Source organism: Anaerobacillus sp. ABD4_527, from assembly GCF_056160805.1.
The window spans coordinates 521161-545438 of the sequence record NZ_JBSWXZ010000002.1; the positions used below are offsets into that span (position 1 = coordinate 521161).

A 24278-nucleotide genomic window follows, 5' to 3' on the forward strand; every position below is an offset into this window, starting at 1 on the left:
AGAGGTAACTACGTGCCTACTCCATTAACCATTATAAAAAATGATGAAGTATTGTTCGATGCAATGAGTATACAAGAAGCAGCTAGATATCTGGCAGAGCACCTTAGCATATCAATATATAAATGCTACGACCCAATTGAGCGTGGTTATGTTTATGGTATTCCATATGTAAACCAGAACAATGAATATCGATTTAAAGCTCCTGAATCAATAGCGAACCAACGTCGGTTAGAACTTGAAGAAAGCGATCATAAAAATGCTCGCCGTATTTGGTTAGTTCCAGCTAATCCTAGTGAATTTGATTTAGAAAAAGCATTTAGCATGTATGATCAACTAGACTGGAAAAAGTCTCGTAAATATGAAAATGGCGATATATTTTTCTTATATGTATCCGGTAATGTTCGAAAGGTGCGTTATAAAGTAGAGGTTATTGAAGGTAAGGTACCTAAAGAATCGGTGTACTTTAATAAAATGTTATGGTTGGATAAAGATAAATTAGAAGAGGCAAAACAATACAATTGGACTCGTGTTCGATTTTTAGATGAGGTGGACACAGATGAGCTTTCTCTTGAGCAAATGCGTAATCATGGCTTGAAAGGGAATGTCCAGGGTCCTATGACGCTAAAGGGTGAGCTTCGGGATTATGTCATGTCCTTCTTTACTAAGGATCTTTCCAATAATTACTTTCCGGATGAAGTCCCTGAAGAGTTAGAAGAAGGAAAGCGTAAAATTATTAATGTTAACAGGTTTGAGCGTAACCCCTTAGCTCGGAAAAGGTGTATTGAAAAGCATGGAGTGAAATGTAAGGTATGTGAGCTAGACTTCGAAGAAACTTATGGAGAAGTAGGGAAGGATTTCATTCATGTGCATCACCTGAAACCACTTCATGAAGTCAGAGAAGACTATGTAGTAGATCCAGAGAATGACCTTATTCCAGTTTGTCCGAATTGTCATGCAATGCTTCATAGAAAGGAAGAAGGTGTATTCCTTTCTGTTGAACAGTTAAGGGAAAGGGTTTTAAAAGTTAAAACTTACTAATAATACAACTTTTGAGGGATTAGGTGGGATTCCCACTCTGAGCTTTTTTCAAATTTAAATGATTTTGCACTTCATTTATTGTTTATCTTTAATAGATTTTTAAAGGGATCTTGAGTTCAGTGTTAAATTAAATAAATAACAGGAAATGTAAATTATTCGGACTGAAGCGGTTGAACTAGTTATACCTTAGAACAAATCTCCCTATCAATCCTCAACCGCACATCTTTCATGCGATAACTAGTATCCCCAATAGCGCTATCCAAATGAGTACTATCTAACTCTGTTGTTACCTTATTAGAGAACCTATGCAACATTTTCCAGAGCGTTACTTCTTCCTTTGATTTCATAAACAGTTCCGGAAGTTCCTTCGCATGTTCTAAGGTATTACGTGTGGTAAGCGTATAAACAGAGATTCCATACCCAACTGGGCGTATCACTTTATCTAGCATAGTCCATGCTTGTACTTCAAACTGAACGTATTCTTCTGAACTAGCTTTAGGGAGTTCTTAATCTCAGGTTGCTTTACAAAACTTACATTCACAATCTTCCTAAAACAGGTGACGCCATTTTTTGCACCTTTTTTCGGGTAGAGAGCAAGATACTTCGCTTCCTGCCATCTTTTTTTAGTTGCTTAACGGGGATTTGATAAAACCGATGTTGGATATGGGCATGAGAATTTCTCTCTCGTGGCACCATAACAACTAATACTTTCTCGTCTAGGGAAGATTGCCATTTTTCTAAAGAGCCACTTGGAAGAATCCCTTCTTCCTGAATTCTTAAGGACTTTTCTCTATAGAGAATCGCCAGAACGGTTCTGTTGATTCCATCTCAAAAAAAAGGAGCATTAATTATTCCAATAATTAATGCTCCTTTTACGTTTTTTCATTGTAATTAATCATAAGAACCGTCCCCGTGATGCGAGTTGATCGTTCATTTTCCCGAAAGCCTTTCTTAAGACTTAAACGATTTCAAATATGAACTCATCGCTTTTTGAGTTATGTCTTAGATGATAATTGACTTTCTTATAACACATTCCGATCGCTCTAGCAGCTTCTCGTTGATTCGTATAGATTCCTATAACTTCACCGGTCTTTTGACTTATAATTCTAAATGATTTTCCACGAGTACTATTTTGAATTCTTTTTACTTTTTCATCTAGTACACCTGGTTCTTCATTATAGACCTCTTCATAGATGAAGATATACCGTTGATAGGAGTTTATTAAGTCTCTTAAACATTTGTATATGACTTTTAAACCTAAGTCAGGGTATTCGGTTACACATTGAGGGATCGTTTCATATCTATCGATAAGTTGACCTTCAGCTGAGAACATCAAGAATGGACCACTTTGTTTCCCATTTTCCTTTTTAGTTCTTACTACTAAATCTGTTATTGCTGCGACTGTTATGGGTTGCCCATAGAGTTTTGTGAGTTTGTCTGCAATTTGAGCATACGTATAACCTTCTTCTATTAATGAGAAAACATGATTATCCCTTTCGATAAGTAATCTACGTCCTTCTTCTTTCTGAGCTTTAAATTCTTTTGCTTGGTCTTTAGTAAGGTGATGAAGCCGATCTCCTTCAAGAACTAAACCTACATAACGTCTACTTATTACCAAGGTTTCTGCAATTTGTTCTTGAGTATAACCCTTTTTATAGAGAGAAAATATATCATTTACTAAATGCAAATAATATTCATTCTGAGTTCGTTCAGCTTCTTCAGGGTTAACTTTATTTAAGAAATAAATAATGCCTTCAATTAATTTACTTGAATCAGTAAAAAACTCATGATTCTGTCTTACCCATCCATTGATATGGAGTTTGAGGACACCATCCTCTTCTACCGTGTGGGTGAGGCTACCAAAGAGATATACGACAACAGACTTTCCATATAATGAGTATTTTTCCTTCTCTTTAGTGATAGGTGTGCGTAACGAACTTTTAATATCGACGATCTCGTTGTTAACCTTGTTAAACAGGTCTGGAAAAACACCATCGATACAAGGATTGATATCAAAAACATCCTTTTTGGCATATTTATGTATTAGTAATTTTATCTTTTTATCATAATACTTTCCCATTTCTAGAAGAGTATTTTTTAGATAAACATCATCAGGATCTAATCCCATCTCAAATAAGAACTTATGAAATGAAGAAGTTATTTCGTCATCTTTGGGCTTAAAATCCTTCTCGTTTTGTATTGCTTTGAACAAATCATAATGATTTTTCTCGATTTGTTTTTGATTTATCTCTTCTCCATTTTCAAGAAGCATATGAAAACATTCTTTTATTTGATCTTTAAGCCAAAAGTTTTTACGTTGCTTTGGGAGTTTATTATGAAACCAATAATACGCCAACGTCTGATGATTATAAGGTGGGGGATTTTCTGATACAAACTCAATGTGTTCCAAATAAACGTATGTATTGTCTATAACCAATGCCTTACCTTCGGAACTAACTAGCCTTCCATTATCAATAAAGTAATGATTACCTTTAAATAGAAAATTTGTACCATTTATTCGCACTAATGTATTTTCTACAATGAGTTGACGAAGTTTTGTAAATCGTTCAGCTATAGGTTTTCTCACACGATATCCCTCAAACTTTTTGTTTTTATAGTTTGAGGAAATAGGAAGAATTATACTACATAACGGGTAATTGAGAGAAATTCATCAATTAACAGATGATAATAATGTCTATTCTGTCGGGACTTCAGAATCATATAAATGCTTGAACTTTGTATGATAAATGAAAGTTTAGATAAGGATCCCTCGGTTGAAAAATTAATCACCAAAAAGTTACCGAAGATTAAAAAGAAAATAAAAACAACTAAAAAGGCAGAAATGAAACAGAATAAAGATACAAAGGTATCAAGAGAAGAAAGCTATAAACACAAAGTGTTAAAAAGGTCTGATAATGCTGTTAGAGTGTTGGAGTATGTTTCAAGTAGAGAGAAAGTAGCAGCACAATGTAATAATTGTGGTCATGTGTAGAACATACGTAGCGATCATCTATTAGGAAGACCTTTTTGTCCATTATGTAAAAAACGGTCATAAGCATATAATTAAGACTTCGAGAATTGGTATATCAAGATCATACCTTAGCAGCATACGCGGTGAAGCACTTATTAAACGTGGAGAGCGTTATTCCGAGTCATACCATTCCAACGAAAGAAACGGCCCCACAGCCTGAAACGCTAGAAAACTTGCTAGATGCATTCCCGGTTGTTCAAAGTATGATGGGGAGAGATGATGAACTGTTGAATGAGTTGACGAGATCAAACACTAAAGTTCTCGTGTTGGGTTATGGTGAAGAAGTAGAACTGTGACTGTATGATGAAGTGAAAGAATGGTAAAGAGAGTGCTAATACAATGAATTAGTACTCTTTTTTTGTTGGGGTGATAGAATCAGAATGATGCGAGAGGACGGTTTTCAAGTTTCAACTTATAAAAAAAAGCGGTTGTTTCAATAAAAAAGTAAAATAGTGATTGACGGGAGGAGATCATAGAAGTATAGTAATTAAATGTAAATAGTAAAGATTACGATTTGAGGGAAGCCCATGTTCATTTAGAAATTGGGAACTTTATATACTTTAAATCGTAATCATTTTGATTTATTTCGTTCACGTTATCGTGACGGGAGCTACATAAGAAATCAATACTGAAGGAGAAGGAGAGTGCATTGATGAAAAATAAGAAAGTCTTAGGGGGCCTGCTGCTGGTTCTGCTATTGGTTATCACAGCATGCAACAATGAGGCAGGGACAGAGGGAGAAGAGAAAGGTGAGTCAACCTCAGAAGATAAATCTCTAACGCTGCTATACAGCTTTGCCTCAGAAACGATCGATCCGCATCAAGACTGGATGGGGGTGCGTGCCGGAATCGCTGAAACGCTAGTTAAGATCGATGAGAATCTTGAGATTCAGCCATGGCTTGCAGAATCGTGGGAGCAGAAGGACGAAACAACATGGGTATTTACGTTACGAGATGATGTGACGTTTCATGATGGCTCCAAAATGGACGGAGAAGCGGTCAAGGCTTCGTTTGAGCGTGCCATTGAAGTGAATGAATCGCTAGCTTCCGCTTTGAAAATTGAGGAGATGGAAGCGGATGGACAGCAAATTACGTTTAAGACAACCGAAGAGTATCCTGCTTTCTTATCAGAGCTCGTTCACACCAATGCATCGATCATTAAGACAGATGCTGAGAATATCGGTGAAAAGCCAATTGCTACGGGGGCTTTCCAAGTAGAGAGCTTTTCCTCTGAAGAAAAAATCCAACTAACAAAATATCCTGAGTATTGGGATGGAGAGGCTAACTTGGATCAAGTCAACATCACGTTTAACTCCGATGGAAACGTTCGGGCGCTAGCGCTTCAATCAGGAGAAGCGGATATCGCATACCACTTGCCTCCAGAATCATTGGAGCCGATTGAGAGTCAGGATGACCTGCGCGTTGAGTCGGTTGCTAGTTTACGAGTTCATTTCTTTCTCTATAATTCAGCCAAACCTGAACTGCAGGATGTGAAAGTTCGACAAGCGCTTGATCTGTTAGTCAATCGGCCGGTCGCTGTTGAGGAAATCATGAATGGTCACGCTACAGCTGCCAGTGGACCATTTAACCCAGATTTCGAGTTTGCAAGCGAGAAAGAGCCTGCAGCCCATGATCCTGCGAAAGCGGAGGAGCTGTTAAAAGAAGCAGGTTATGAGAAGAATGCGGAAGGAAAGCTTGAGAAGGATGGAAAGCAGCTCGAATTGACGTTGGCAACGTATCAAGGGAGACCTGAACTTCCGATGATGGCGCAATACTTCCAGTCAGAGGCTGCTAATCTTGGGATAAAGGTCAACGTCATGACCGTCGAAAACATCGACAGTTACCTTTGGGAGAAGCAACAGGAATGGGATATGGTAACGTACTCCAATTTAACGGCGCCTCGAGGAGACGGTGGCTATTTTCTAAATGTATCTTATTTGCCTGACGGTTCCCTAAATCCAGGTCAGATTAATATCCCTGAGGTGAATAACTTAACAAAGCAGCTGAACAAGGAAGCTGATCCTGAACAACGAAATGACTTGCAGAAACGAGCGGTTGAAATCGTTCAAGAAGAAGTACCGCAGTCCTTTATCCTTCACCCTCATATTATTGTCGGTGTGAACGAGCGGGTGAAGAATTGGAAGCCGGGATCAGAAGAGTATTATTTGATTACAAATGAAATGGATGTTGAATAAAAGAAGAGTGAAAGTATCTTTTGATGCTTTCACTTTTCTCGTACAACGATCATTCATTGTTTTGAGGTGAACAGTATGAAACAATTTCTACTCATTATCGGGTCGAGAATGCTTCAATTGATGATTATGGTGTTGGTGCTCTCTTTTATAACCTTTCTATTAATGAAGATTACGCCTGGTGATCCGATCAGGACGATGTTGAACGTGGACGACATTGCTGCGACAAAAGCAGATGAGGAACGTTTGATGAAGGAATACAAGTTTGACCGGCCGATCCTTGAGCAGTATGGCGAGTGGGTCATGGGAGTTCTTCAGCTAGATCTCGGTGAATCCTTGATTTCCAAAAGACCGGTTTTGGACCTGATTATGGAAAAGCTGCCGGCAACGCTTTCCTTATCGATCGGCGGTTTGGTTGTGCTCTTTCTCATCGCCGTGCCGATGGGGATGCTTGGAGCGATTTACGAAGGGCGCTGGCCGGATCACGTAAGCAGGTGGACCGCTTTAACGGGGGCATCTATCCCTAGTTTTTGGCTTGGCCTCATGTTGATTTACGTTTTCTCTGTGCAATTCAATATTCTGCCTGTTATGGGGAAGGCAACACTCGCTCACTTCATTCTTCCTTCTGTCACACTAGGGATCGCTATGGCTCCGATTTATATTAGGCTTTTACGTGAGCGTTTAATCGCTACCTTGCAAAGTCCGTACATTGAAGCTGCTAAGGCACGAGGATTAGGGAAGAAACGAATCATTTTCTCTCATGCGTTAAGGGGGAGTTTAATTCCGCTCGTTACGATGTTCGGGTTAAGCATCGGAAGTCTTCTTGGCGGTGTGACCGTTATTGAGATCCTCTTCTCATGGCCTGGGATGGGGGAGTTGATCGTTAACGCAGTGATGCAGCGGGATTATCCTGTGATCCAGGGCTATATTCTGATCATTGGCTTTCTTGTTGTTCTATCCAATTTGGTGGTGGATTTCATGTACATGATCATCAACCCTCAACTAACGAAAGGAAAGGAGTCAGTGTGATGAAAACAGCCCTTATCCGAACGTCATGGTCTCTAGGAAACATCAATTTAGTCCTTGGTATTGGACTCGCCGTTATCATCACATGTGTGACGCTGATCGGTGGGTCGCTTGTCCCTCATGATCCTTTTCTAGTCGATATGGGGAATAGACTGCAGGCATCTTCTTCGACCCATTGGCTTGGTACCGATCAGCTTGGTCGAGATATTCTCGCTAGAATTGTCTATGGTGCGAAGCTTACCATCGGACTAGGTACCGTTGCGATCGTCGTAGCCATTCTGATTGGCGTACCAGTTGGTCTCATCTCCGGGTACATAGGAGGAAAAGTGGATGCTATTTTAATGAGAATCGTAGATGGGATCTTATCATTTCCTGATTTCATCCTGGCGATTGCGATCGCGGGAATCCTTGGACCAAATCTGACGAATCTCCTGATTGCGATCGTACTCGTCAGATGGATTGTGTATGCGCGTGTTGTCCGTGGACTTGTTCTCACGGAAAAACAAAAGGAGTATGTTCTCGTGTCCCAAACGTCGAATTCAAGTGCGTTGAAGACGATCCGCATGCACATTCTACCTCAGGTTATCCCCGATATCATTGTCATGGCAGCCATTGATGTTGGAAAAGTGATCCTTCTCGTTTCTGCTTTTTCCTATATCGGTCTAGGCGCACAGCCGCCGATTCCAGAATGGGGAGCGATGCTCAATGACGGCAGAAGTTACTTTCAGGTGAAGCCCTCGTTAATGGTGTACCCTGGGATTGCGATCATGGTAACCGTGCTTTGTTTTAACCTTTTAGGAGATGGTCTGAAAGATCATTTTGATATTCGTAAAGGGAGGGGCCGAACGTGAGGAACAGTTTCATAACGGTTCACAACTTAACCATTGAAAATAGAAGCGGCGAACCCTTACTGAAAGGCATCAACATGGAAATTGAGAAAGGGGAAGTAGCTGCTTTGATCGGGGAAAGTGGAAGCGGGAAAAGTTTGACCGCGAGAGCGATCCTCGGAATTCTACCTGAAGAGATGAAAGTGGACGGAGAGATTTTGTATAAGGGACGAGACTTGTTGAAGCTGAGTGCGAAAGAGCATCACCAACTACTTGGTAAAGAGATCGGACTTATTTTCCAGGATTACCGTGGAAGTTTTACCCCATATATTAAAATCGGAAAGCAAATGATCGAAACCATTCGAACGCATCAACGCATCTCCAAAAAGGCGGCGAAAGAAGCAGCTCTTCTTGTACTGAAGGAAACCGGTTTGGATGCTGAGCGGGTCTATACTAGCTATCCCTTTCAATTGAGCGGAGGACAAGTGCAGCGTGCAGCCATCTCGATGACACTCGCTCTTAGGCCGAACCTTCTCATTTGTGATGAAGTGACGACTGCATTAGATATGATGAATGGTGAAAAGGTGCTGAAGTATATTGATAAAGCACGTAGAGAAACGGACTGTGCCGTTTTGATGATCACTCATGATCTTGCACAAGCGTATAAGTGGTCTGACCGAATTCACGTGATGTACGAGGGAGTGATCGTGGAAGATCAACCATCAGAGCAGATTCGTTTCCACCCTCAACACCCGTACACAAAAAAGCTTTGTTCCTCGTTATTGTCACTACCCGAGGAACGACGAGCCGCTGAAGGGGTGTATTCCGTATGAGCATTCTCTTAGTCGACAATCTATCAAAACAGTATTCAAAGAATCTGCAGGCTTTGAAGCAGCTTTCTTTTTCGCTAAAACAAGGCGAGTCTCTTGGGATCGTTGGTGAGAGTGGAAGCGGGAAAAGTACATTAGCCAAAATCTTAGTTGGTCTTGAAGCGTATCAGGAGGGAGAGGTCACCTTTCAAGGAAGTCCGATCGCTCCTAAGAAACGTGCCTCCAAGCGAGACTATCGAAAGAATGTCCAAATGATTTTCCAGGACGCCGCTAGTGCCTTAAACCCAAAGCTTCCTATCTGGAAAAGCCTTCTAGAACCGCTGAAGAATTACAAAGAATTCACACCTTCTTTCATCGAAGTCGAGGGACTTTCAGATAAAGACATAGCAGGGGAACTACTAGGACTGGTTGGTCTCGACTGTAGTTTAGCCGATCGGTACCCAGGCGAACTGAGCGGAGGTCAAAAGCAAAGGGTGAGTATCGCAAGGGCGATCAGCCTCCAGCCTTCACTCCTCATTTGCGATGAACCAACTGCGAGTCTTGATGTTACGATTCAAGTTCAGATCCTTACTCTCTTAAAAGAGTTACAGCAGCAACTAAACATCACCATCCTCTTTATCTCGCACGATATTCGAGCGGTGACGTTTCTCTGTGAAAGAATCATCGTTTTAAAGGAAGGATCCAAGGTTGATCAGTTTGAGCTAGGTGATCTTTATGAACCAGAAAGAAATCCTTATACGAAGGCTTTGCTAGACGCCGCATCACTGGATTGACGTTGAGGACTAGTGAAGGAAGGAAAATGCTATGAATCTATTATCACCATCGATAGATATAAAAAAAGCCTGCAGCCATAAGGAATATCTCCTATTAGCCATTCCGCTCGTCATTTCAGGGATCTCGACGCCGCTCCTTGGTGCGGTGGACACTGCAGTTGTCGGACGGATGCCGGATCCCGTTTCCATTGGGGGCGTAGCGATCGGGGCAGTTATCTTTAATACGATGTACTGGCTACTAGGATTCTTAAGGGTTAGTACGAGCGGCTTTACATCACAGGCAGAAGGACTTAAGGATCAAAGAGAGATGCTGTTAACCTTTTTCAGACAGATGATCATTGCCTTTCTGTTCGGTTTTCTTTTTCTCGTTTTACAGGTGCCGATCCTGCACCTCTCACTAATGATCATGGGAGGAAGTGAAGCCGTTTCAGACATTGCGGCATCTTACTTTTCCATTAGGATCTGGGGTGCACCTTTTATTCTCGCAAGCTATGTGATCATCGGCTGGCTGATCGGAATGGGAAAAGTCCGGCTGGCACTCGCGACCCAAGTGCTGATGAATGTTCTAAATATCATTCTGGACATTGTCTTTGTGCTCGGATTTGGAATGGGCGTCACCGGAGTAGCTATCGCAACTCTGATTTCTGAAGTAACGGCCGTCATGTTTGGTGCCATCGTCATCTATCGCTCCATTAAGCCTGGACTTAAGGAAATTCGGTTGAGGATGCTGTCTGAGCTAGAACCGCTTCAAAAGATGTTCAAGGTGAACAGAGACTTGTTTCTCCGTACAGTATGCCTCCTTACGATGACGATCATCTTCACCTCAAAAGGAGCGAGTTTAGGCGAAGTGATCCTTGCGGGAAATGCCATCCTTTTGCAAATTCATTATATGATGGCTTATTTGTTTGGAGGGTTTGCTAATGCGTCAAGCATCCTTGTGGGAAGGTCAATCGGAAGTAAAAATCGCCTGCTCTACACACGTGCCTATCACTTATCAGCACAATGGGGAGTGGGATCTGCTATCTTTCTCTCCATCATAATGGTGCTATGGGGCCAGGAAATCGTGAGTCTCTTTACGACGATAGGCGACGTGCAGACGGCAGCAAATGACCAGCTCATGTGGATCGTCATTTTCCCCATCCTCGGCTTTTGGGGGCTACAGCTTGAAGGTCTATTCTCAGGCGCCACACAAGCGGCACCAGTTCGAGACTCGATTCTTCTCGCCTTGCTACTGTTCCTGCCGACAGTCTGGCTGACAGTTCCAATCCTAGGAAATACGGGAATCTGGTTAAGCTTCGTTCTGTTCAGTTTGGGTAGGTCACTATTCTTATCGCTGTATATACCAAAGGTAGGGAGAATGAGTTTTGGAGGTACAGCAGGTGAACCTTTAGTTCGGAAGCTATCTTCTTAAAAATTGAGAGGGTAGTTTTCATGATGCAGGGTAACGATAATCAGTTAAAAGGAGCATTCATTAATGGGTAATGAATGCTTCTTTTGTTTGTGAGATGGGATGAATAGGACCGTTCAGGGCGATTGTTACTCTCATAGGATGATGTAGAATAGGCTTTTAATCGTTTTCATTTTATCTTTACTTTAATTCCGTGAATTAATGCATGAAAAATGGATAGTTTTATAGTTATCATTCATAGACTATGGATGGATGTCTTTTTCCTTTGGAGTAATAAAAACACTACATTTTAAAGGTTGTGAGTTTGTTGGAGAGAAAATCTAAGGGTTTACGAAAACGTCATCAAGAAATCCTGGGAAATTTAGAAGAAGCGATGCATATCTTGCGAAAAGCCATAAAAGAAGACGAGGCAGAAATTAAGAGGCTAAAAGAGAAGATGAAGAAGGATGAGGGAAGTCAGGAGTAAAGCAGACTTCTTTTTAAAACATGATAATAGCCGGTTACAATGATTGCCTTCTAACCATAGAACTTCAATAGGACATTGAGTTGATCCACGATCTATATAATATGAGGTGAAGAAAAGTGAGTAAAGAAGAGAAAGAGAAGGTGAAAGCAGCGTTACTAGACCTCTATAAAAGTCATGCAGGAAAGCCGTTGCCAAAGATTGAACCTCCACCGTTAGTTGTTGAATGGAAGAAATGGAAAAAGAAGAATGGATACAAATAAACTACTGGTTAAAGAAACGCCTTAATAGAACTGGCGAAAGAAGAACGCTATGGATAAGGGAACGGCTGGCGTATTTTTTCTTAACCACATCATACTAATCTTTTTGGAGCCTAGGATAGGAAATGCCCATCCTAGGCTTTTTGTGTATTAAAAACAGAAAATAAATTTTTAAAAAGGAATATAAGGTTGAATGTAAAATTACTTAACTAACAGGAAATGTAAATTTTGTTTTTGATAGGAATGAAGGCTCTGAACATGGCGACGTACGATGGGATGATGCTTTTGGGTACTGATTGTGAGACGTGAGGAGGTATGAATGAGTGCGTTGTAGAGGTTACTTACATTAAGAAGGAGGGCTTAAAATTGGGAGCAATTATAAGTTCGTGTGGAAGTTATCGATATGTTCTTGAACGACCTTCTGAAATAGAAGAGCCTCAATTCGGTCCGGCACTTTTTATTATGTTAAACCCTTCAACTGCAGATGCGGAAAAAGATGACCCAACGATTCGATCTTGCAGAACATTTAGTAAGAATTGGGGGTGTGGTGGAATAAAAGTTGCAAATTTATATGCACTTCGAGCGACAAAACCAAGAGAGTTATGGGCTCACGATGACCCAATTGGAATAGAAAATGATCACTACTTAATGAACCTATTACTAGAACACAAAGATATTATATGTGCTTGGGGAGTGAATGCAAGGAAGAAACGAGTAGATCACTTTATTCGGTTAGCACATCAAGTAGATGCTCGGTTATGGTGCCTCGGAACAACCAAAAGCGGAGCACCGAGACATCCACTCTACGTGAAACGCACGGAGCCTTTAAGGGAGTGGATTCGTTACTAATCCACCTTTAAGCTAATACCATTCTAATTTATGTTCAAAGATAAAAAGGAGTTTATTATGAAACTACTATTCACACTTATTGTAGGGGTGCTGATCCTCTTGATCATTACCCCTATTTTCATGCTACTTTTCGTAAAAAAGAAAAACGCATCCAAAGCAAAAGAAGACCTCCTCACCTACATCGAGGAGCACAGAGATTCTTGCTCAGTAACGTTACTAGAAAACAAGAGTAAGCTGATCGCCTTCAACGAAAAGCAGGAAATGCCGCTAGCGAGTACCGTTAAGTTGATCTACTTAATCACCTTCGTTGAAGCAGTAAGAGAAAAGAAAGTGATGCTTGAGGACAAGGTTAAAGTAGAGGACCTTGACGTTCTTTATTTGGAGAATACAGATGGAGGGGCTCATCCAAGATGGAAGAAAGAGCACAACATTGGAGAAGAAGTTACCCTTTTTCAAATCGCACAGGGGATGATGCAGTTCAGCTCTAATGCGTGTACGGATTTTCTTTTTCATAAATTAGGTGCTGATCGTATCAATCACACGCTTACGAAGTACGATCTCAATCCTCATTCAACGATCTATGCAATCAGTTCTGCGATGTTGATTCCTGCATATTTGAAGGTTGAGCATGGATGGAAGAAAGGGCAAATTGCCCAGGCAATGAAAGAGATGGAGCAACATGAATTTGAAAGCTTAGCCAATACGATGTTACATAACGTGTTGAACGAAAAGGCAGCACCTTATCTCAACGAATTATCGACCATCAACGACATGTCCATTCAGCGCGTTCTGATGGACAAGTTGCCTTCTTCTACAACCGAGCAATACGCAACCTTCATGATGCGAGTAGGGGAATCGGATGATTTATCGGTCGATGACAAGGGATTGATTGACCGCATTCTAGGAGGAGCAAGCGAGAGCGGGAAGCGACGCTGGTTTAAGGGAGGGTCCACGGCGTTTACGCTTACTTCTGCGATGTATCAACTTGATGGTGAAGATTCTGTCGCGCTTTCGGTGTTCGTTCAAGATGAGAAGCGGTACGAGTTGTTATGGATTAGGAATGTTTTTCATGATTTCTTGAAGGCGTTGGTGGAAGATCGCGAGTTTAGAGAGAAAGCGATTCATTCGTTAGGGAATAGGAACTAGGTGGTCTGGCATTGTGCTGGACTACCTTTTTTTGCGATGGAAGTAGCTTTCATCTTACAAAACCTGCTGGTACTTGTAAAACAGGTAATGGAGGTGAAAGGTATAAAGAACTATTTTATCCCTGGAATCCATGAGACCTGCATTTTCGTTGGTGAGGTACATAGCTTTAATAGAGCTATGGTGGAAGGAGGAAGTGATCGTTGAAAAAAACGCTCGTTGTTTTGCTTATTGTTGTACTAGTTGGAGTGGGAGGGTTTGCGGTTGATCAGTTTTTAGATGATGAATCAGTACCTGCGGTGTCAGAGGTCGAGGAAAATGAGCGAGTGGAAGAGGAAGCGGAGGAAACCTTAGAACCAGCTGTTGAAGTGAAGCCAGGTGACTTAACAGGCAAATGGACCCGAAACATCCTCCATTACACAGGACATCTCAAAATACTAGACGTAACGGAAGAGCGTTTTCGATTCACGCTGAATGTCATCGCAGGTGCGAATGTTGGGGGTATGGAAGGGGAGGCGGTGATTTCAGGGGACAGTGCTACATTTAAGACGTCTGAAATCGATTGTGAGCTTACGTTTCATTTTTCAGAGGACCTCATCACTATCGAACAAAGTGATGAATGCATGATCTGGGGTGGTGTGGGAACGTTCTTCAACGGAGAGTATGAGCGAGGGGATGTGAAGATCGAGACAGATCTCATCGAGCAGGGCGTTCTCTCTGAATCAGAAGATCAACTTTTTAGAGAGGTTGTAGGAAACGACTATGAGCTTTACTTAAGTAATTTCAATGTCTATTCGGAAGTGGAGGATAAGGATGAGCTTGATACAAAAGTAATAAAAGGCTTTGTAAGAGGAATCGCCACCTCAAATGGCGGAATCATCATGATCAACGAGCAGTATGTCTATGCTGCTGTGACGGATTCTGATGTGATTCGTTATCACTCAAACGATTCGGAGTACAAAGGGAAGTTGCCAATTACGATTTCGGAGTGGGTAGATGAGATGGTGGTGGATGGGGTTGTGATGGAGAGTGAATAGAAGATAGAAAAAAGAAGAGCCTGGAGGCATGGTGCCATTCCGGGCTCTTCAGATTTTGTCGTTTATCATATTAACAAGATGTGTCTTTGCCGGCCTTCCATGTTTCAATCGTTTTCTTTATAAAATCCTCAAGCCCGCTGTCCTCTAATGTCACAGATTTTTTGATGCGCACACAGCCCTTGCCATAGTCCAACCCATTAAGGAGCTGTTTGGCATTCTCGATTCTTTCTACATTGCCTACATACACACTAACATAGGACTTCTGTGCGTTTAGATGGAATAGATTGAATGATTCATCGCCGTAACAAAGCATTTTGTATTGAATGCCTTCTTGAAGCTCAGGTCCGTTTTGTAAAATGAACTGCCTGATCTTCATCAGCTTCTCTTTTCTCCAATCATCTTTTAGCGCTTCGAAATATTCTTCTGGTGTATTCACCGCGTATTGCAATGGTAATCCCCCTTTACAGTAGGTTTTGCGTTTCTTTTATGAATACTCCTCGTACTTTATTTTACTTAAAAGAATCATAGAAGTCTTCTTATTAGTAGAGAAGATGAGGAATCTTAGAGAAGCTGATGAAGTGGTGAAACAAAATACTTTTTCAATCGTATATAAGGTAAATCAACGATCAAAAGGTGGGGTAGCGTGGATATTGCTTTCTGGATTGCTGTATTCTTTGTACTCTTTTTAGCGTTCAGTAGTTTTAGGAGGAAGAAGAAGTAGTTGTGGTAGTTCATTTTCATATCTAATGGAACAAACAAATCAAGAAAGTACTTTCCAGAAACGCTCATAAAGTTGAGCGTTTTTTATTATGACTTGATGGAAGGGTTAGATAGAAGCACACCGAAGTTCTATTAAGTGAAATAGGATTTTCAGTCTGAAGGTATTAATCAAAGGAGGAATTCGTATGAAACTCATTCGTCTTGGTCATGCGATGTACTTGTTCACAAGTAAAGGTGGAAAGTGGTATTTGGTTGATCCATTCTTTGATATGAACCCTGGGTGTCCGGATGACTATCAAACTGAAGAATTTTTGAAAAGTATCGATACGGTGTTTTTGACGCATGGGCATTTCGATCATGCAAGCGGACTTGAGAAATTGCTTTTACATAACCCGGATTGTACCGTTGTGGCGCAGTATGAACTTGCGATGATTTTGATGCAAGAGGGTGTTCAGAATGTTTACCCACTCAATTTCGGTGGAACGCTTCAGCTAGATGATGTGGCAGCAACGATGGTACAGGCGAAGCATACTTCGAGCTACAAGGAAACAGAAGGGACGCCGATCTATGCGGGGGAGTCGGCAGGTTATGTGTTTACTTTTACAGATGACCATACCGTTTATCATTCAGGAGATACCGCGCTCATGATGGATATGAAGCTAATCCAGGATGTGTATGAACCGAACATCGCAATTCTGTCATCATCCGGTCAGTTTACGATGGGACCTAAGGAAGCGGCGTATGCGGTGAAAAACCTATTGAATGTAGAGACGGTGATTCCTAGTCATACCTTTCCTACGAATGAAACAGCTGCTCAACCTGAAACGCTAGATAAATTGCTAGAGGCATTTCCTGTTGTTCAAAGCATGATGGGGAAAGATGATGAGCTTGGCCATGAGTTGGCGGGAACAAATACGAAGGTTCTGGTGATGGGGTACGGGGAAGAAGTAGAGCTGTGATCGCGCAAAGAAGAAGGATGGCAGGGCTATCCTTCTTTTTACATACCTTTTAATTTTTCTACTATTCAATTTTGTGCAAACGGTTGCTTAACTGCTGTACTTTGGTATATACTGTGAAAGTATAATTTTCCAGTGAAGTTAATTGATAGATTAATTGCACACAGTCAGTCGATTCATGTGAAAAAAGGCTACTTTTTCTGAATTTAATGCAAGCGATTGCACAATCAACACATTTCGTTTTCGCAGCTGTTCGTGCACGTATAGGAGGAAATCATGCTACAAGAGACAGTAGAACAATCAAATGAGCAAAGGTATCAAAAAGAACTGCCGTTTCTCCCGATTACGACGATCTGGTTGATCAGTTTCGGGTTTCTAGGCGTACAGATGGCATTTTCACTGCAGAGTGCCAACATGGGGCGTATCTTCCAAACCATCGGTGCGGACCCACATAATTTAGGAATTTTCTTTATCCTGCCACCGCTGGCTGGATTGATCGTTCAACCGCTAGTCGGGTACTTTTCGGATCGGACATGGATGCCGAGGCTCGGACGACGGATTCCGTATCTTTTAGTTGGAGCGGTAGTTGCGGTCATCGTGATGTGTTTATTGCCTAACTCCGGTAGTTTTGGGTTTAGTGCCGTTACGGCGATGACGTTCGGTGCGATTGCGATTCTGTTTATGGACCTTTCGTCAAACATGGCGATGCAGCCGTTTAAGATGATGGTTGGTGACATGGTCAACAAGGAACAAAAAGGATTTGCGTATTCGATACAAAGTTTTCTATCAAATAGTGGTGCAGTACTTGCGAGTATTTTCCCGTTTGGACTAACGCTGCTAGGTGTATCGAATAGTGCACCCAAAGGCGTCGTGCCACAGTCTGTTGTCATTTCGTTTTACGCTGGTGCAGTAATTCTTATCGTGTGTAGTCTGATTACGGTTATCAAAGTGCGTGAGTATGATCCAGACGAATATGCGATGTATCATGGTATTACGAAGGAATCGACGAAGGAAAAAGTGAACCTTTTCAAATTACTTGGAAGCGCTCCAAAAGTATTCTGGACCGTTACACTCGTTCAGTTGTTCTGTTGGATGGGATTCCAGTATCTATGGACGTATGGAACAGGCGCGATTGCGCTTAACGTGTGGAATACAAGTGATCCGTCAAGCCCCGCATATCAGGATGCAGGGAACTGGTTCGGTATTATGACAGCGGTTCAATCGATTGGCGCGGTTGTATGGTCGCTCGTGTTGTCTCGCATTCCGAACAATCAAAGAAAGCCGTATTACTCGATCAGCTTGTTGCTAGGTGGAATCGGATTTGGCTCGGTCTTCTTCATTCAAGATCAATGGGCATTGGTTATTTCGTTCACGCTGATCGGAATCGCATGGGCAGCGATGATGACGTTCCCGTTCACGATCTTAACGAACGCGTTAAAAGGAAACAACATGGGTACATACCTTGGCCTGTTTAACGGAAGCATTTGCTTGCCGCAAATCATCGCTTCCCTATTAAGCTTCGTGTTATTCCCGCTAATCGGTTCTTCCATGCCGTTCATGATTTTGATCTCAGGAATCTTGCTTGTTCTTGGGGCGTTGTCAGTACCGGTGATTAAGGAGACTTACGCGAAGTAAGGGACGTAGGGACAGGTTCCATGTCCCAGTCGAAATAACAGGTGAGAGGGACGATGAACCTGTCCCCTTGTCCCGAAATAACTTAAAAAAGAGGGTGCCATTGAGGCATCCTCTTTTTTAAGTTATTTCGTATTCGTGAACCCACCATCAATCCGAATCACTTCGCCGTTGATGTATTGCGCTTTTGAGGTGAGAAGGAAGGCGACGAGCTCAGCTACTTCCTCCGGTGTACCTAAGCGTCTTTGCGGAATTCCAGCTTCAGCATTTTCCTTCATCTTCGGATTGTTATCATAAAATTCTTTTACCATCTTCGTTTCCGTTGGTCCAGGTGCGATCGCGTTCACTCGCAGACCGTCTTTCGCGTACTCCGCTACCATACTTTTTGTTAGTCCGATGATTCCGTGCTTTGTGGCAGAATAGGTGACAACCGAGTCCTGACCGATGACACCAGCGCTTGAAGCGGTGTTAACGATGGAGCCACCGCCGTTCTTCATCATGACTTCCGCAACATAGCGAACGCCGTAAAGGGCACCCATTAAATTGATGCCAACGATTTTCTCGATTTCACTAACTTCCGTATCGAGGTAATATTCACCGCTTCCGGAAATGCCGGCATTATTAAAGAAGTAATCGATCGACCCAAATGTTTCGACCGTTTGATCCACATAGTTCTTTACTTCCTCTGATTTTGAAACGTCTGCTTTAATGAAGACTGCATCCGCGCCTTCTTTTTTTACGAGGTCGACGGTCTCGTTTCCACCTTCTTCATCAATGTCGACGACTGCAATGTTGACACCTTCTTGTGCTAACCGAAGTGCAGTTGCTTTTCCTAATCCACTTCCGCCACCTGTAATAATAGCTGCTTTACCCATGAGAACCCCTCCTGATTTATTAATAAAAACAATAATATAGTTTTCCCTAGATGGAGTGATTCAAACGAACTGTTTAGTATGATGTGCGGTATGGTGGGAATTAGGGGATGGTCGGCTTCTTGAATTATGGTACGATTAAACATATAAAATGGACGAGAGGGTACCTATGAACACAACTTTAAAAATAACATTGATCGTGATCTCAAGTGTTCTTACGCTCACACTGCTTCTCGTAGGAACTGCCGTATTTTTCATTCATAGTTTTATCGAAGAGAGTGCTGGTGAGACGGTGTCCTACTATCACGCCGTTGAAGCGATCGTTACGTTAGACTTCGATGGGGAGTTAGAGAAGGAAGCAAAGCAGTCGAGGAACGAGATGATTGATCGGGATGTCACGATTTATGTAGAAGATGAAGATACAGATCTATTTCCACTAGTAAAAGATACACTCAAGAAAGCGAGATCCACAACGAAAGCGTTAATCGGTGAAGTGGATGAGAGAAACGTCGACCTTATTCTGTTCACGAATGAAGAAGAATTTAATCGGTTGAGTGAATTGAGTCACGTGGAAGGTTTCTATGATCGCTTTTCAATGATGATTGGTGTGCTCGTTGATAATAAACAGGGCGTAGTAGAAGGTGATGAAAAAGCGCTATATCATTTTCAACGTAAGATTAAGCACGAATATACGCATTATGCGTTAGATCGTAAAGTCGAAGTGACGAACGCTGGGCTGCATTTCTATCCACTTTGGTTTCAAGAGGGCGTCGCTGATTATGTAGCGAACAAAGGAAGTAACGTGGAGACGTGGGACTATGAACTCGTCCCGTTTCATCAGCTCATCACACACGAACAGTGGGAAGAAGAAGGGGCAAGAGAGATGACGGACGTTTATAGGCAGAGCTACTTCGCCGTTACGTACGTGATTGAAGAGAATGGGGAAGAAGTGATAAAGGAGATCATCGACGCGACGAGTGAGTCGGCTGACTTTGAGCAGAGCTTTAAGGACGCTACCGGAATCTCTTATTCTGAGTTGTATGACATAATGGGGCGTAACGATTAATCGACAGGTGCCAGGCACCAGTAAGTTTCGACAGGTGCCTGGCACCACGCAAAGAAGGATAGCGCGGAGCGCTATCCTTCTTTCATTTTCTTGATTTGCTTTACCATCTCTTCGTAATCTTCATCGGTAAGTACCGGATATTCCTCTATCTTATTATGAACGTACTCGAGTTCAGGAGGCAGGGTCGTCTTCTTCTGCTTCGTAATTAAGGAGGCGACGGTTCCTGTAACGATCCCGATCAATGAAATTCCAACAAGCATATAGAAAATCGCGATGATTCTACCGATGCCTGTTACAGGATAAAGGTCACCATACCCAACAGTTGTGGTCGTTACGATCACCCACCATAATGCATCCCCGTAATGTTCGAAGGCAGGTTCTAACCACACCATCGGGAGTGATGCGATGAACATCGATGCGATGAGAAGGATGATGTAGCGATCGATGTTCAGCCGGCTGAACACTTCGTTCAAGGACGACTTTCGCTTCTTGATGATTGCTAGTAATCTTATCACTCGGAAGAGGCGAATTAATCGTGCGGATTGAAAGATCTCGCCTAGAGGGATGATTGCGATCAATTCCAACACATTCGACTTAACGAATTCAACCTTGTTATCACTAATGATAAGACGAGTGAAGTAATCGATCACAAAAATTCCCCAGATGAACCAGTCTAAGTTATAGTTCGTATCCACAATAATGGAATAGATCACGAGTGATGCAAGCGTGACCTCATAGATAATATGTAATCTTCCGGCAGTATTTGAAGTGATAAACCGTTTAAAGAAGTCGATCAGAGAAATCACCTCACATTTTTTTGTTATGGTAGTTAGTAAAGCATTTTTGGTGAGGCACTACAATAAGTTAACCGCCGAAGAAAAAGTCTAACACATTTCCAGCTTTCGAGGCGTCCTTCGAGTAGAATTCAGAGTATCCACAGTTCTTGCAGTACACAACCTTGAATTTATTGTTTTGTACATCAAGAAACTTGGCAACGCCAGCTCCTGTCATCGCCACTTCTTTCTCTCCAGCATCGGTGCTTCCGCATTTGATACAGCCTTTTTCGCTCATATTTTCCAACTCCTTTTTACTAGTCCAAAATAAGCTTCCTTATCTAATAGAAGAAAAACCTATGTTCTAGGTCTATTCTAACATGAAGTGGGGAGGGTCTAGTTGCTTATGAAAACATCATAGGTATCTAAATCATAAAAGGTGAAAAGGACCTTCGCTATGAAGGTCCTGTTGATTTTACTGAGGTTCAGGATTCCCTGACGGATGTGTCTCGATAAACTTCTTGTAGGCTTCAAAAGTATGAACGTTAAATTGCTTGAAGCTATCGTAAGTATGAAAAACGCTATAAGCATTGTTTAGGTATTCGTTCAATTCAGCACGCGTGAAGGAAGAAAGAGAAATCCAGTCGAGCTCGGCAGTACCACTTAAAAACTCGGAACCGATTGAAACTTGTTTACCTGCGGAGTCAGCTGCCTTCAAAAATTCTACGCCAGCATTGATATACACACTGTTAAACCTCGTATAATTCATGACCGCGACTTCATCAACGGTAGCAAAGAGCTTTGGCAGGAACTTGCGTCCGTCAGAAAACTGATAGTCGTGAAGCCAGTATGGAACAACGACGACTAAGCGAAGCGAATCTGAAGCAGCGATGTTGTGCTGATTGATCAAATTCCTTACCTTTCTCAAATTCGCCAAGTACTGTGTTAAGTACGATTCTTTGTTTTGCTCCCAGTCTGGAAACGTATGAGGCTCGATATCGAGATGAAGCGCATCGAACCTGTTGGAGTAGTCACGGTTGTAATCTAGCACGATTTGTACGTTCTTTCTCAAGTGCCAGTAGTAGGCATCTAGCGCCCAGTCGGAATTGCCGTAAAGTGCTTCGACTTCTCGCCCTTGTTCATGCTGTGTCTGGATAAAAGAATCATAGCTTTCAGGTTTTGACTGTAGCACGTGCGCCTTTAGGTTCGGGTCATACCCGACGTTCATGATCGCCGTATCGATCTCGAGCGCGTCTAACTCACCGAAAAAGTTTTGGTCCTGGTTGTACACGTAGGAGGCATCCCACATCCAGGATCCGTACCGAGCATCGGTATGGGTACTAGCCGTCACAGTTGAATGAATAGGGAAACACATCAAGACGATTGTAAAACCGAGCAGCCAACGCTTCATGAAAAATTCTTCCACTCTAATGATGTTTTCTATCATTATCGGTTGGGAGTTGAAAGTAGTGTAGTGTTTGGTGTGGAATTGGTAAGAAACGCATAGGGGTATAGGCGAGTGAGTTTACTAGTTTCTATAGTAAGCATCTGTTCTACTTTTACTATAAAAAGATAAATCCATCCTTTTACTTTCTCCAGGTATTGGTTTATAATTGAGGTGTTGCAAAATGCATAAGAGTAGAATTGTTGTTTAATAAAACGTAGATGAACCGACTTATTTTGCAACGTTTTTTTATTTCATTGTTGTAAACGGTTACAGTCGGGCTTTTCTTAAGACGATACATAAGTCGGAGAGGTGATGAACGGGTGTTAGAACATAAATACGAAAATTTGAAAGCGATTTTACGAGAAATGAAGAGTGTGGTCGTGGCGTTTTCAGGCGGCGTGGATAGTACGTTCCTATTAAAAGTCGCGATCGACGAACTTGGAAAAGAAAACGTTCTTGCGGTGACGGCGGATTCTGAGACGTATCCGAGCAGTGAGTTAGAAGAAGCGAAAGAGCTCGCGCTTTTGATTGGCGCGCATCATCAGGTGATCGAGACGTCAGAGCTTGCGATTCCTGGGTATACGCAGAACGATGAAAATCGATGCTACTTCTGTAAAAACGGCTTGTTCGAAGAAGTGATGCCGATCATGAAAGAAAAAGGATTTCAGAATGTCGTGTACGGTTTGATCGCGGATGATATGAGTGAATACAGGCCAGGTGCGCGGGCAGCGAAGGAACATAACGTGCGTGGACCGCTTCAGGAAGCGGAGTTTTACAAAGAAGACATTCGTACATTGTCAAAAGAACTGGGACTCCCGACTTGGGAGAAGCCTTCCTTCGCTTGTTTATCATCACGCATCGCGTATGGGGAAGAAATCACGCAGGAGAAATTGACGAAGGTGGATAAGTCTGAGGCGTATGTGAAGAGTCTCGGCATCAAACAAGTTCGCGTTCGGACGCATGGTGATATGGCGCGGATTGAAGTCGAGCCGAAGGATATGCAGATGGTGATGGATAATCATCGCAGTATTTCGAAAAAGCTGCAGTCATTCGGATATCAGTATGTCACGATCGATCTTGAAGGATATAAGAGCGGCAGCATGAACAAAGTGTTAGAAGTCGAACAATCTACTATATAAACGAAGAGGTGTTTCACGATGAGAGAGAGAAACGTAGATGACGTTCTACAGCGAGTGAAGGATGGGAGTCTAGGAGTTGAAGATGCGAAGAGCCTTCTCTCGAAGTTTGAAGATATCGGGTTTGCAAAGGTCGACCATCAGAGAGAAGAGCGAACAGGCTTTCCTGAAGTCGTGTACGGAGAGGGCAAGACGCCTGAACATATGGTGGAGATCTTAAGTTCTCTGAAGCGCCATACAAATCGTGTTCTCGCAACGAGGATCTCACCTGAGAAGGCGGCTTTCGTAATGGAACAAGTAGAGAATCTTACGTACAATGAAGCAGCTCGAACGCTGTACTGGAAGCATCCAGACGAACCAGAGGTGCTTTATGGCGGTTACATCGCAGTTGTGTGCGCTGGGACGTCCGATCTTCCTGTTGCGGAAGAAGCGGCTGTCACGGTTGAAGCGTTCGGTGCATCTGTCAAACGGATTTACGACGTTGGTGTAGCGGGCATCCATCGCCTTTTCCATCACCTTGACGAGATCGAGAACGCGACGGTCGCGATCACGGTCGCTGGGATGGAAGGTGCGTTAACGAGCGTTGTTGGTGGGTTGATCAGTAATCCGATCGTTGCTGTACCAACAAGCATCGGGTACGGAGCAAACTTCCAGGGGCTTTCTTCCCTCCTTTCCATGCTAAACGCCTGTTCACCTGGCATCAGCGTGATGAACATCGACAACGGCTTTGGAGCAGGATACTATGCGACATTAATTCATAAAAATCATCGTGATACGATAATCGATTAACTGGGGGAAGA

At 42.4% G+C, this 24278-nt stretch carries 25 protein-coding genes; 19 read left to right on the forward strand and 6 right to left on the reverse strand.

Annotated features, from left to right (window positions below):
• Nucleotides 1-12 precede the first annotated feature (12 nt).
• On the forward strand, nucleotides 13-1038 hold the full coding sequence (locus tag ACXAHI_RS14770; RefSeq protein ID WP_474849089.1) for an HNH endonuclease: 1026 nt from the start codon (nucleotides 13-15) through the stop codon (nucleotides 1036-1038).
• Nucleotides 1039-1996: 958 nt separating this feature from the next.
• On the opposite strand, the gene ACXAHI_RS14775 is transcribed toward ACXAHI_RS14770, so the two are convergent.
• Nucleotides 1997-3625, reverse strand: a complete 1629-nt coding sequence (locus ACXAHI_RS14775) for a hypothetical protein (protein WP_474849091.1) — start codon at nucleotides 3623-3625, stop codon at nucleotides 1997-1999.
• 138 nt (nucleotides 3626-3763) lie between these two features.
• On the opposite strand from ACXAHI_RS14775, the gene ACXAHI_RS14780 reads away from it, so the two are divergent.
• From ACXAHI_RS14780 to ACXAHI_RS14840, 13 genes are all read left to right on the forward strand, one after another.
• On the forward strand, nucleotides 3764-4030 hold the full coding sequence (locus tag ACXAHI_RS14780) for a hypothetical protein (RefSeq protein ID WP_474849093.1): 267 nt from the start codon (nucleotides 3764-3766) through the stop codon (nucleotides 4028-4030).
• A gap of 122 nt (nucleotides 4031-4152) precedes the next feature.
• A complete protein-coding gene (locus ACXAHI_RS14785) occupies nucleotides 4153-4365 on the forward strand; it encodes a hypothetical protein (RefSeq protein ID WP_474849095.1) in 213 nt (70 codons plus the stop codon).
• A 356-nt stretch (nucleotides 4366-4721) separates the two neighbouring features.
• Complete coding sequence (nikA, locus tag ACXAHI_RS14790; RefSeq protein WP_474849097.1) at nucleotides 4722-6263, forward strand: nickel ABC transporter substrate-binding protein; 1542 nt, start codon at nucleotides 4722-4724, stop codon at nucleotides 6261-6263.
• A 75-nt stretch (nucleotides 6264-6338) separates the two neighbouring features.
• Nucleotides 6339-7289: a nickel ABC transporter permease gene (nikB, locus tag ACXAHI_RS14795; protein ID WP_474849099.1), complete on the forward strand. Its 951-nt coding sequence runs from the start codon at nucleotides 6339-6341 to the stop codon at nucleotides 7287-7289.
• The gene (nikC, locus tag ACXAHI_RS14800) at nucleotides 7289-8137 is read left to right on the forward strand and encodes a nickel transporter permease (protein ID WP_474849101.1); all 849 of its coding nucleotides are present in this window, start codon (nucleotides 7289-7291) and stop codon (nucleotides 8135-8137) included. Before nikB ends, nikC begins: the two co-directional genes overlap by 1 nt.
• Complete coding sequence (locus ACXAHI_RS14805) at nucleotides 8134-8946, forward strand: ABC transporter ATP-binding protein (RefSeq protein ID WP_474849103.1); 813 nt, start codon at nucleotides 8134-8136, stop codon at nucleotides 8944-8946. Before nikC ends, ACXAHI_RS14805 begins: the two co-directional genes overlap by 4 nt.
• Entirely contained in the window at nucleotides 8943-9716 is a 774-nt protein-coding gene (locus ACXAHI_RS14810) for an ABC transporter ATP-binding protein (protein WP_474849105.1), read from the forward strand. Before ACXAHI_RS14805 ends, ACXAHI_RS14810 begins: the two co-directional genes overlap by 4 nt.
• 31 nt (nucleotides 9717-9747) lie before the next feature.
• Nucleotides 9748-11127, forward strand: a complete 1380-nt coding sequence (locus ACXAHI_RS14815) for an MATE family efflux transporter (RefSeq protein WP_474849107.1) — start codon at nucleotides 9748-9750, stop codon at nucleotides 11125-11127.
• A gap of 304 nt (nucleotides 11128-11431) precedes the next feature.
• Nucleotides 11432-11590 carry a hypothetical protein gene (locus ACXAHI_RS14820; RefSeq protein WP_474849109.1) on the forward strand — a complete coding sequence of 53 codons (159 nt, stop codon included), beginning with the start codon at nucleotides 11432-11434 and terminating at the stop codon, nucleotides 11588-11590.
• Nucleotides 11591-11706: 116 nt separating this feature from the next.
• Nucleotides 11707-11850 carry a hypothetical protein gene (locus ACXAHI_RS14825; protein ID WP_474849111.1) on the forward strand — a complete coding sequence of 48 codons (144 nt, stop codon included), beginning with the start codon at nucleotides 11707-11709 and terminating at the stop codon, nucleotides 11848-11850.
• 363 nt (nucleotides 11851-12213) lie between these two features.
• The gene (locus tag ACXAHI_RS14830; protein WP_474849113.1) at nucleotides 12214-12696 is read left to right on the forward strand and encodes a DUF1643 domain-containing protein; all 483 of its coding nucleotides are present in this window, start codon (nucleotides 12214-12216) and stop codon (nucleotides 12694-12696) included.
• A gap of 57 nt (nucleotides 12697-12753) precedes the next feature.
• Nucleotides 12754-13842 (forward strand): serine hydrolase, encoded by a 1089-nt coding sequence (locus tag ACXAHI_RS14835; protein ID WP_474849115.1) that lies wholly within the window; start codon nucleotides 12754-12756, stop codon nucleotides 13840-13842.
• Between the two features lie 200 nt (nucleotides 13843-14042).
• Nucleotides 14043-14876: a hypothetical protein gene (locus ACXAHI_RS14840; RefSeq protein WP_474849117.1), complete on the forward strand. Its 834-nt coding sequence runs from the start codon at nucleotides 14043-14045 to the stop codon at nucleotides 14874-14876.
• A 70-nt stretch (nucleotides 14877-14946) separates the two neighbouring features.
• Here ACXAHI_RS14840 and ACXAHI_RS14845 read toward each other — a convergent pair whose 3' ends face one another.
• Nucleotides 14947-15324: an iron chaperone gene (locus tag ACXAHI_RS14845; protein WP_474849119.1), complete on the reverse strand. Its 378-nt coding sequence runs from the start codon at nucleotides 15322-15324 to the stop codon at nucleotides 14947-14949.
• Nucleotides 15325-15781: 457 nt separating this feature from the next.
• On the opposite strand from ACXAHI_RS14845, the gene ACXAHI_RS14850 reads away from it, so the two are divergent.
• Nucleotides 15782-16555 carry a metal-dependent hydrolase gene (locus ACXAHI_RS14850; protein WP_474849121.1) on the forward strand — a complete coding sequence of 258 codons (774 nt, stop codon included), beginning with the start codon at nucleotides 15782-15784 and terminating at the stop codon, nucleotides 16553-16555.
• Between the two features lie 273 nt (nucleotides 16556-16828).
• Nucleotides 16829-18187: an SLC45 family MFS transporter gene (locus ACXAHI_RS14855; protein ID WP_474849123.1), complete on the forward strand. Its 1359-nt coding sequence runs from the start codon at nucleotides 16829-16831 to the stop codon at nucleotides 18185-18187.
• Nucleotides 18188-18309: 122 nt separating this feature from the next.
• Here the strand turns inward: ACXAHI_RS14855 and ACXAHI_RS14860 are convergent, their stop codons facing one another.
• Nucleotides 18310-19059 (reverse strand): SDR family NAD(P)-dependent oxidoreductase, encoded by a 750-nt coding sequence (locus tag ACXAHI_RS14860; RefSeq protein WP_474849125.1) that lies wholly within the window; start codon nucleotides 19057-19059, stop codon nucleotides 18310-18312.
• Nucleotides 19060-19225: 166 nt separating this feature from the next.
• Between ACXAHI_RS14860 and ACXAHI_RS14865 the strand changes: the two genes are divergently transcribed.
• Nucleotides 19226-20122, forward strand: a complete 897-nt coding sequence (locus ACXAHI_RS14865; RefSeq protein ID WP_474849127.1) for a collagenase — start codon at nucleotides 19226-19228, stop codon at nucleotides 20120-20122.
• A gap of 71 nt (nucleotides 20123-20193) precedes the next feature.
• Here the strand turns inward: ACXAHI_RS14865 and ACXAHI_RS14870 are convergent, their stop codons facing one another.
• The 3 genes from ACXAHI_RS14870 to ACXAHI_RS14880 all read right to left on the reverse strand — a co-directional run bounded on the left by ACXAHI_RS14870 (nucleotide 20194) and on the right by ACXAHI_RS14880 (nucleotide 22306).
• On the reverse strand, nucleotides 20194-20928 hold the full coding sequence (locus ACXAHI_RS14870; RefSeq protein ID WP_474849129.1) for a potassium channel family protein: 735 nt from the start codon (nucleotides 20926-20928) through the stop codon (nucleotides 20194-20196).
• Between the two features lie 58 nt (nucleotides 20929-20986).
• Nucleotides 20987-21193, reverse strand: coding sequence for a zinc ribbon domain-containing protein (locus tag ACXAHI_RS14875; protein ID WP_270181149.1), 207 nt, complete (start codon nucleotides 21191-21193; stop codon nucleotides 20987-20989).
• Between the two features lie 177 nt (nucleotides 21194-21370).
• Entirely contained in the window at nucleotides 21371-22306 is a 936-nt protein-coding gene (locus ACXAHI_RS14880) for a hypothetical protein (RefSeq protein ID WP_474849131.1), read from the reverse strand.
• A 356-nt stretch (nucleotides 22307-22662) separates the two neighbouring features.
• Here ACXAHI_RS14880 and larE point away from each other — a divergent pair, with 356 nt between their 5' ends.
• The gene (gene larE / locus ACXAHI_RS14885; protein ID WP_474849133.1) at nucleotides 22663-23481 is read left to right on the forward strand and encodes an ATP-dependent sacrificial sulfur transferase LarE; all 819 of its coding nucleotides are present in this window, start codon (nucleotides 22663-22665) and stop codon (nucleotides 23479-23481) included.
• 18 nt (nucleotides 23482-23499) lie between these two features.
• Nucleotides 23500-24267 (forward strand): nickel pincer cofactor biosynthesis protein LarB, encoded by a 768-nt coding sequence (gene larB, locus ACXAHI_RS14890; protein WP_474849136.1) that lies wholly within the window; start codon nucleotides 23500-23502, stop codon nucleotides 24265-24267.
• Nucleotides 24268-24278 lie beyond the last annotated feature (11 nt).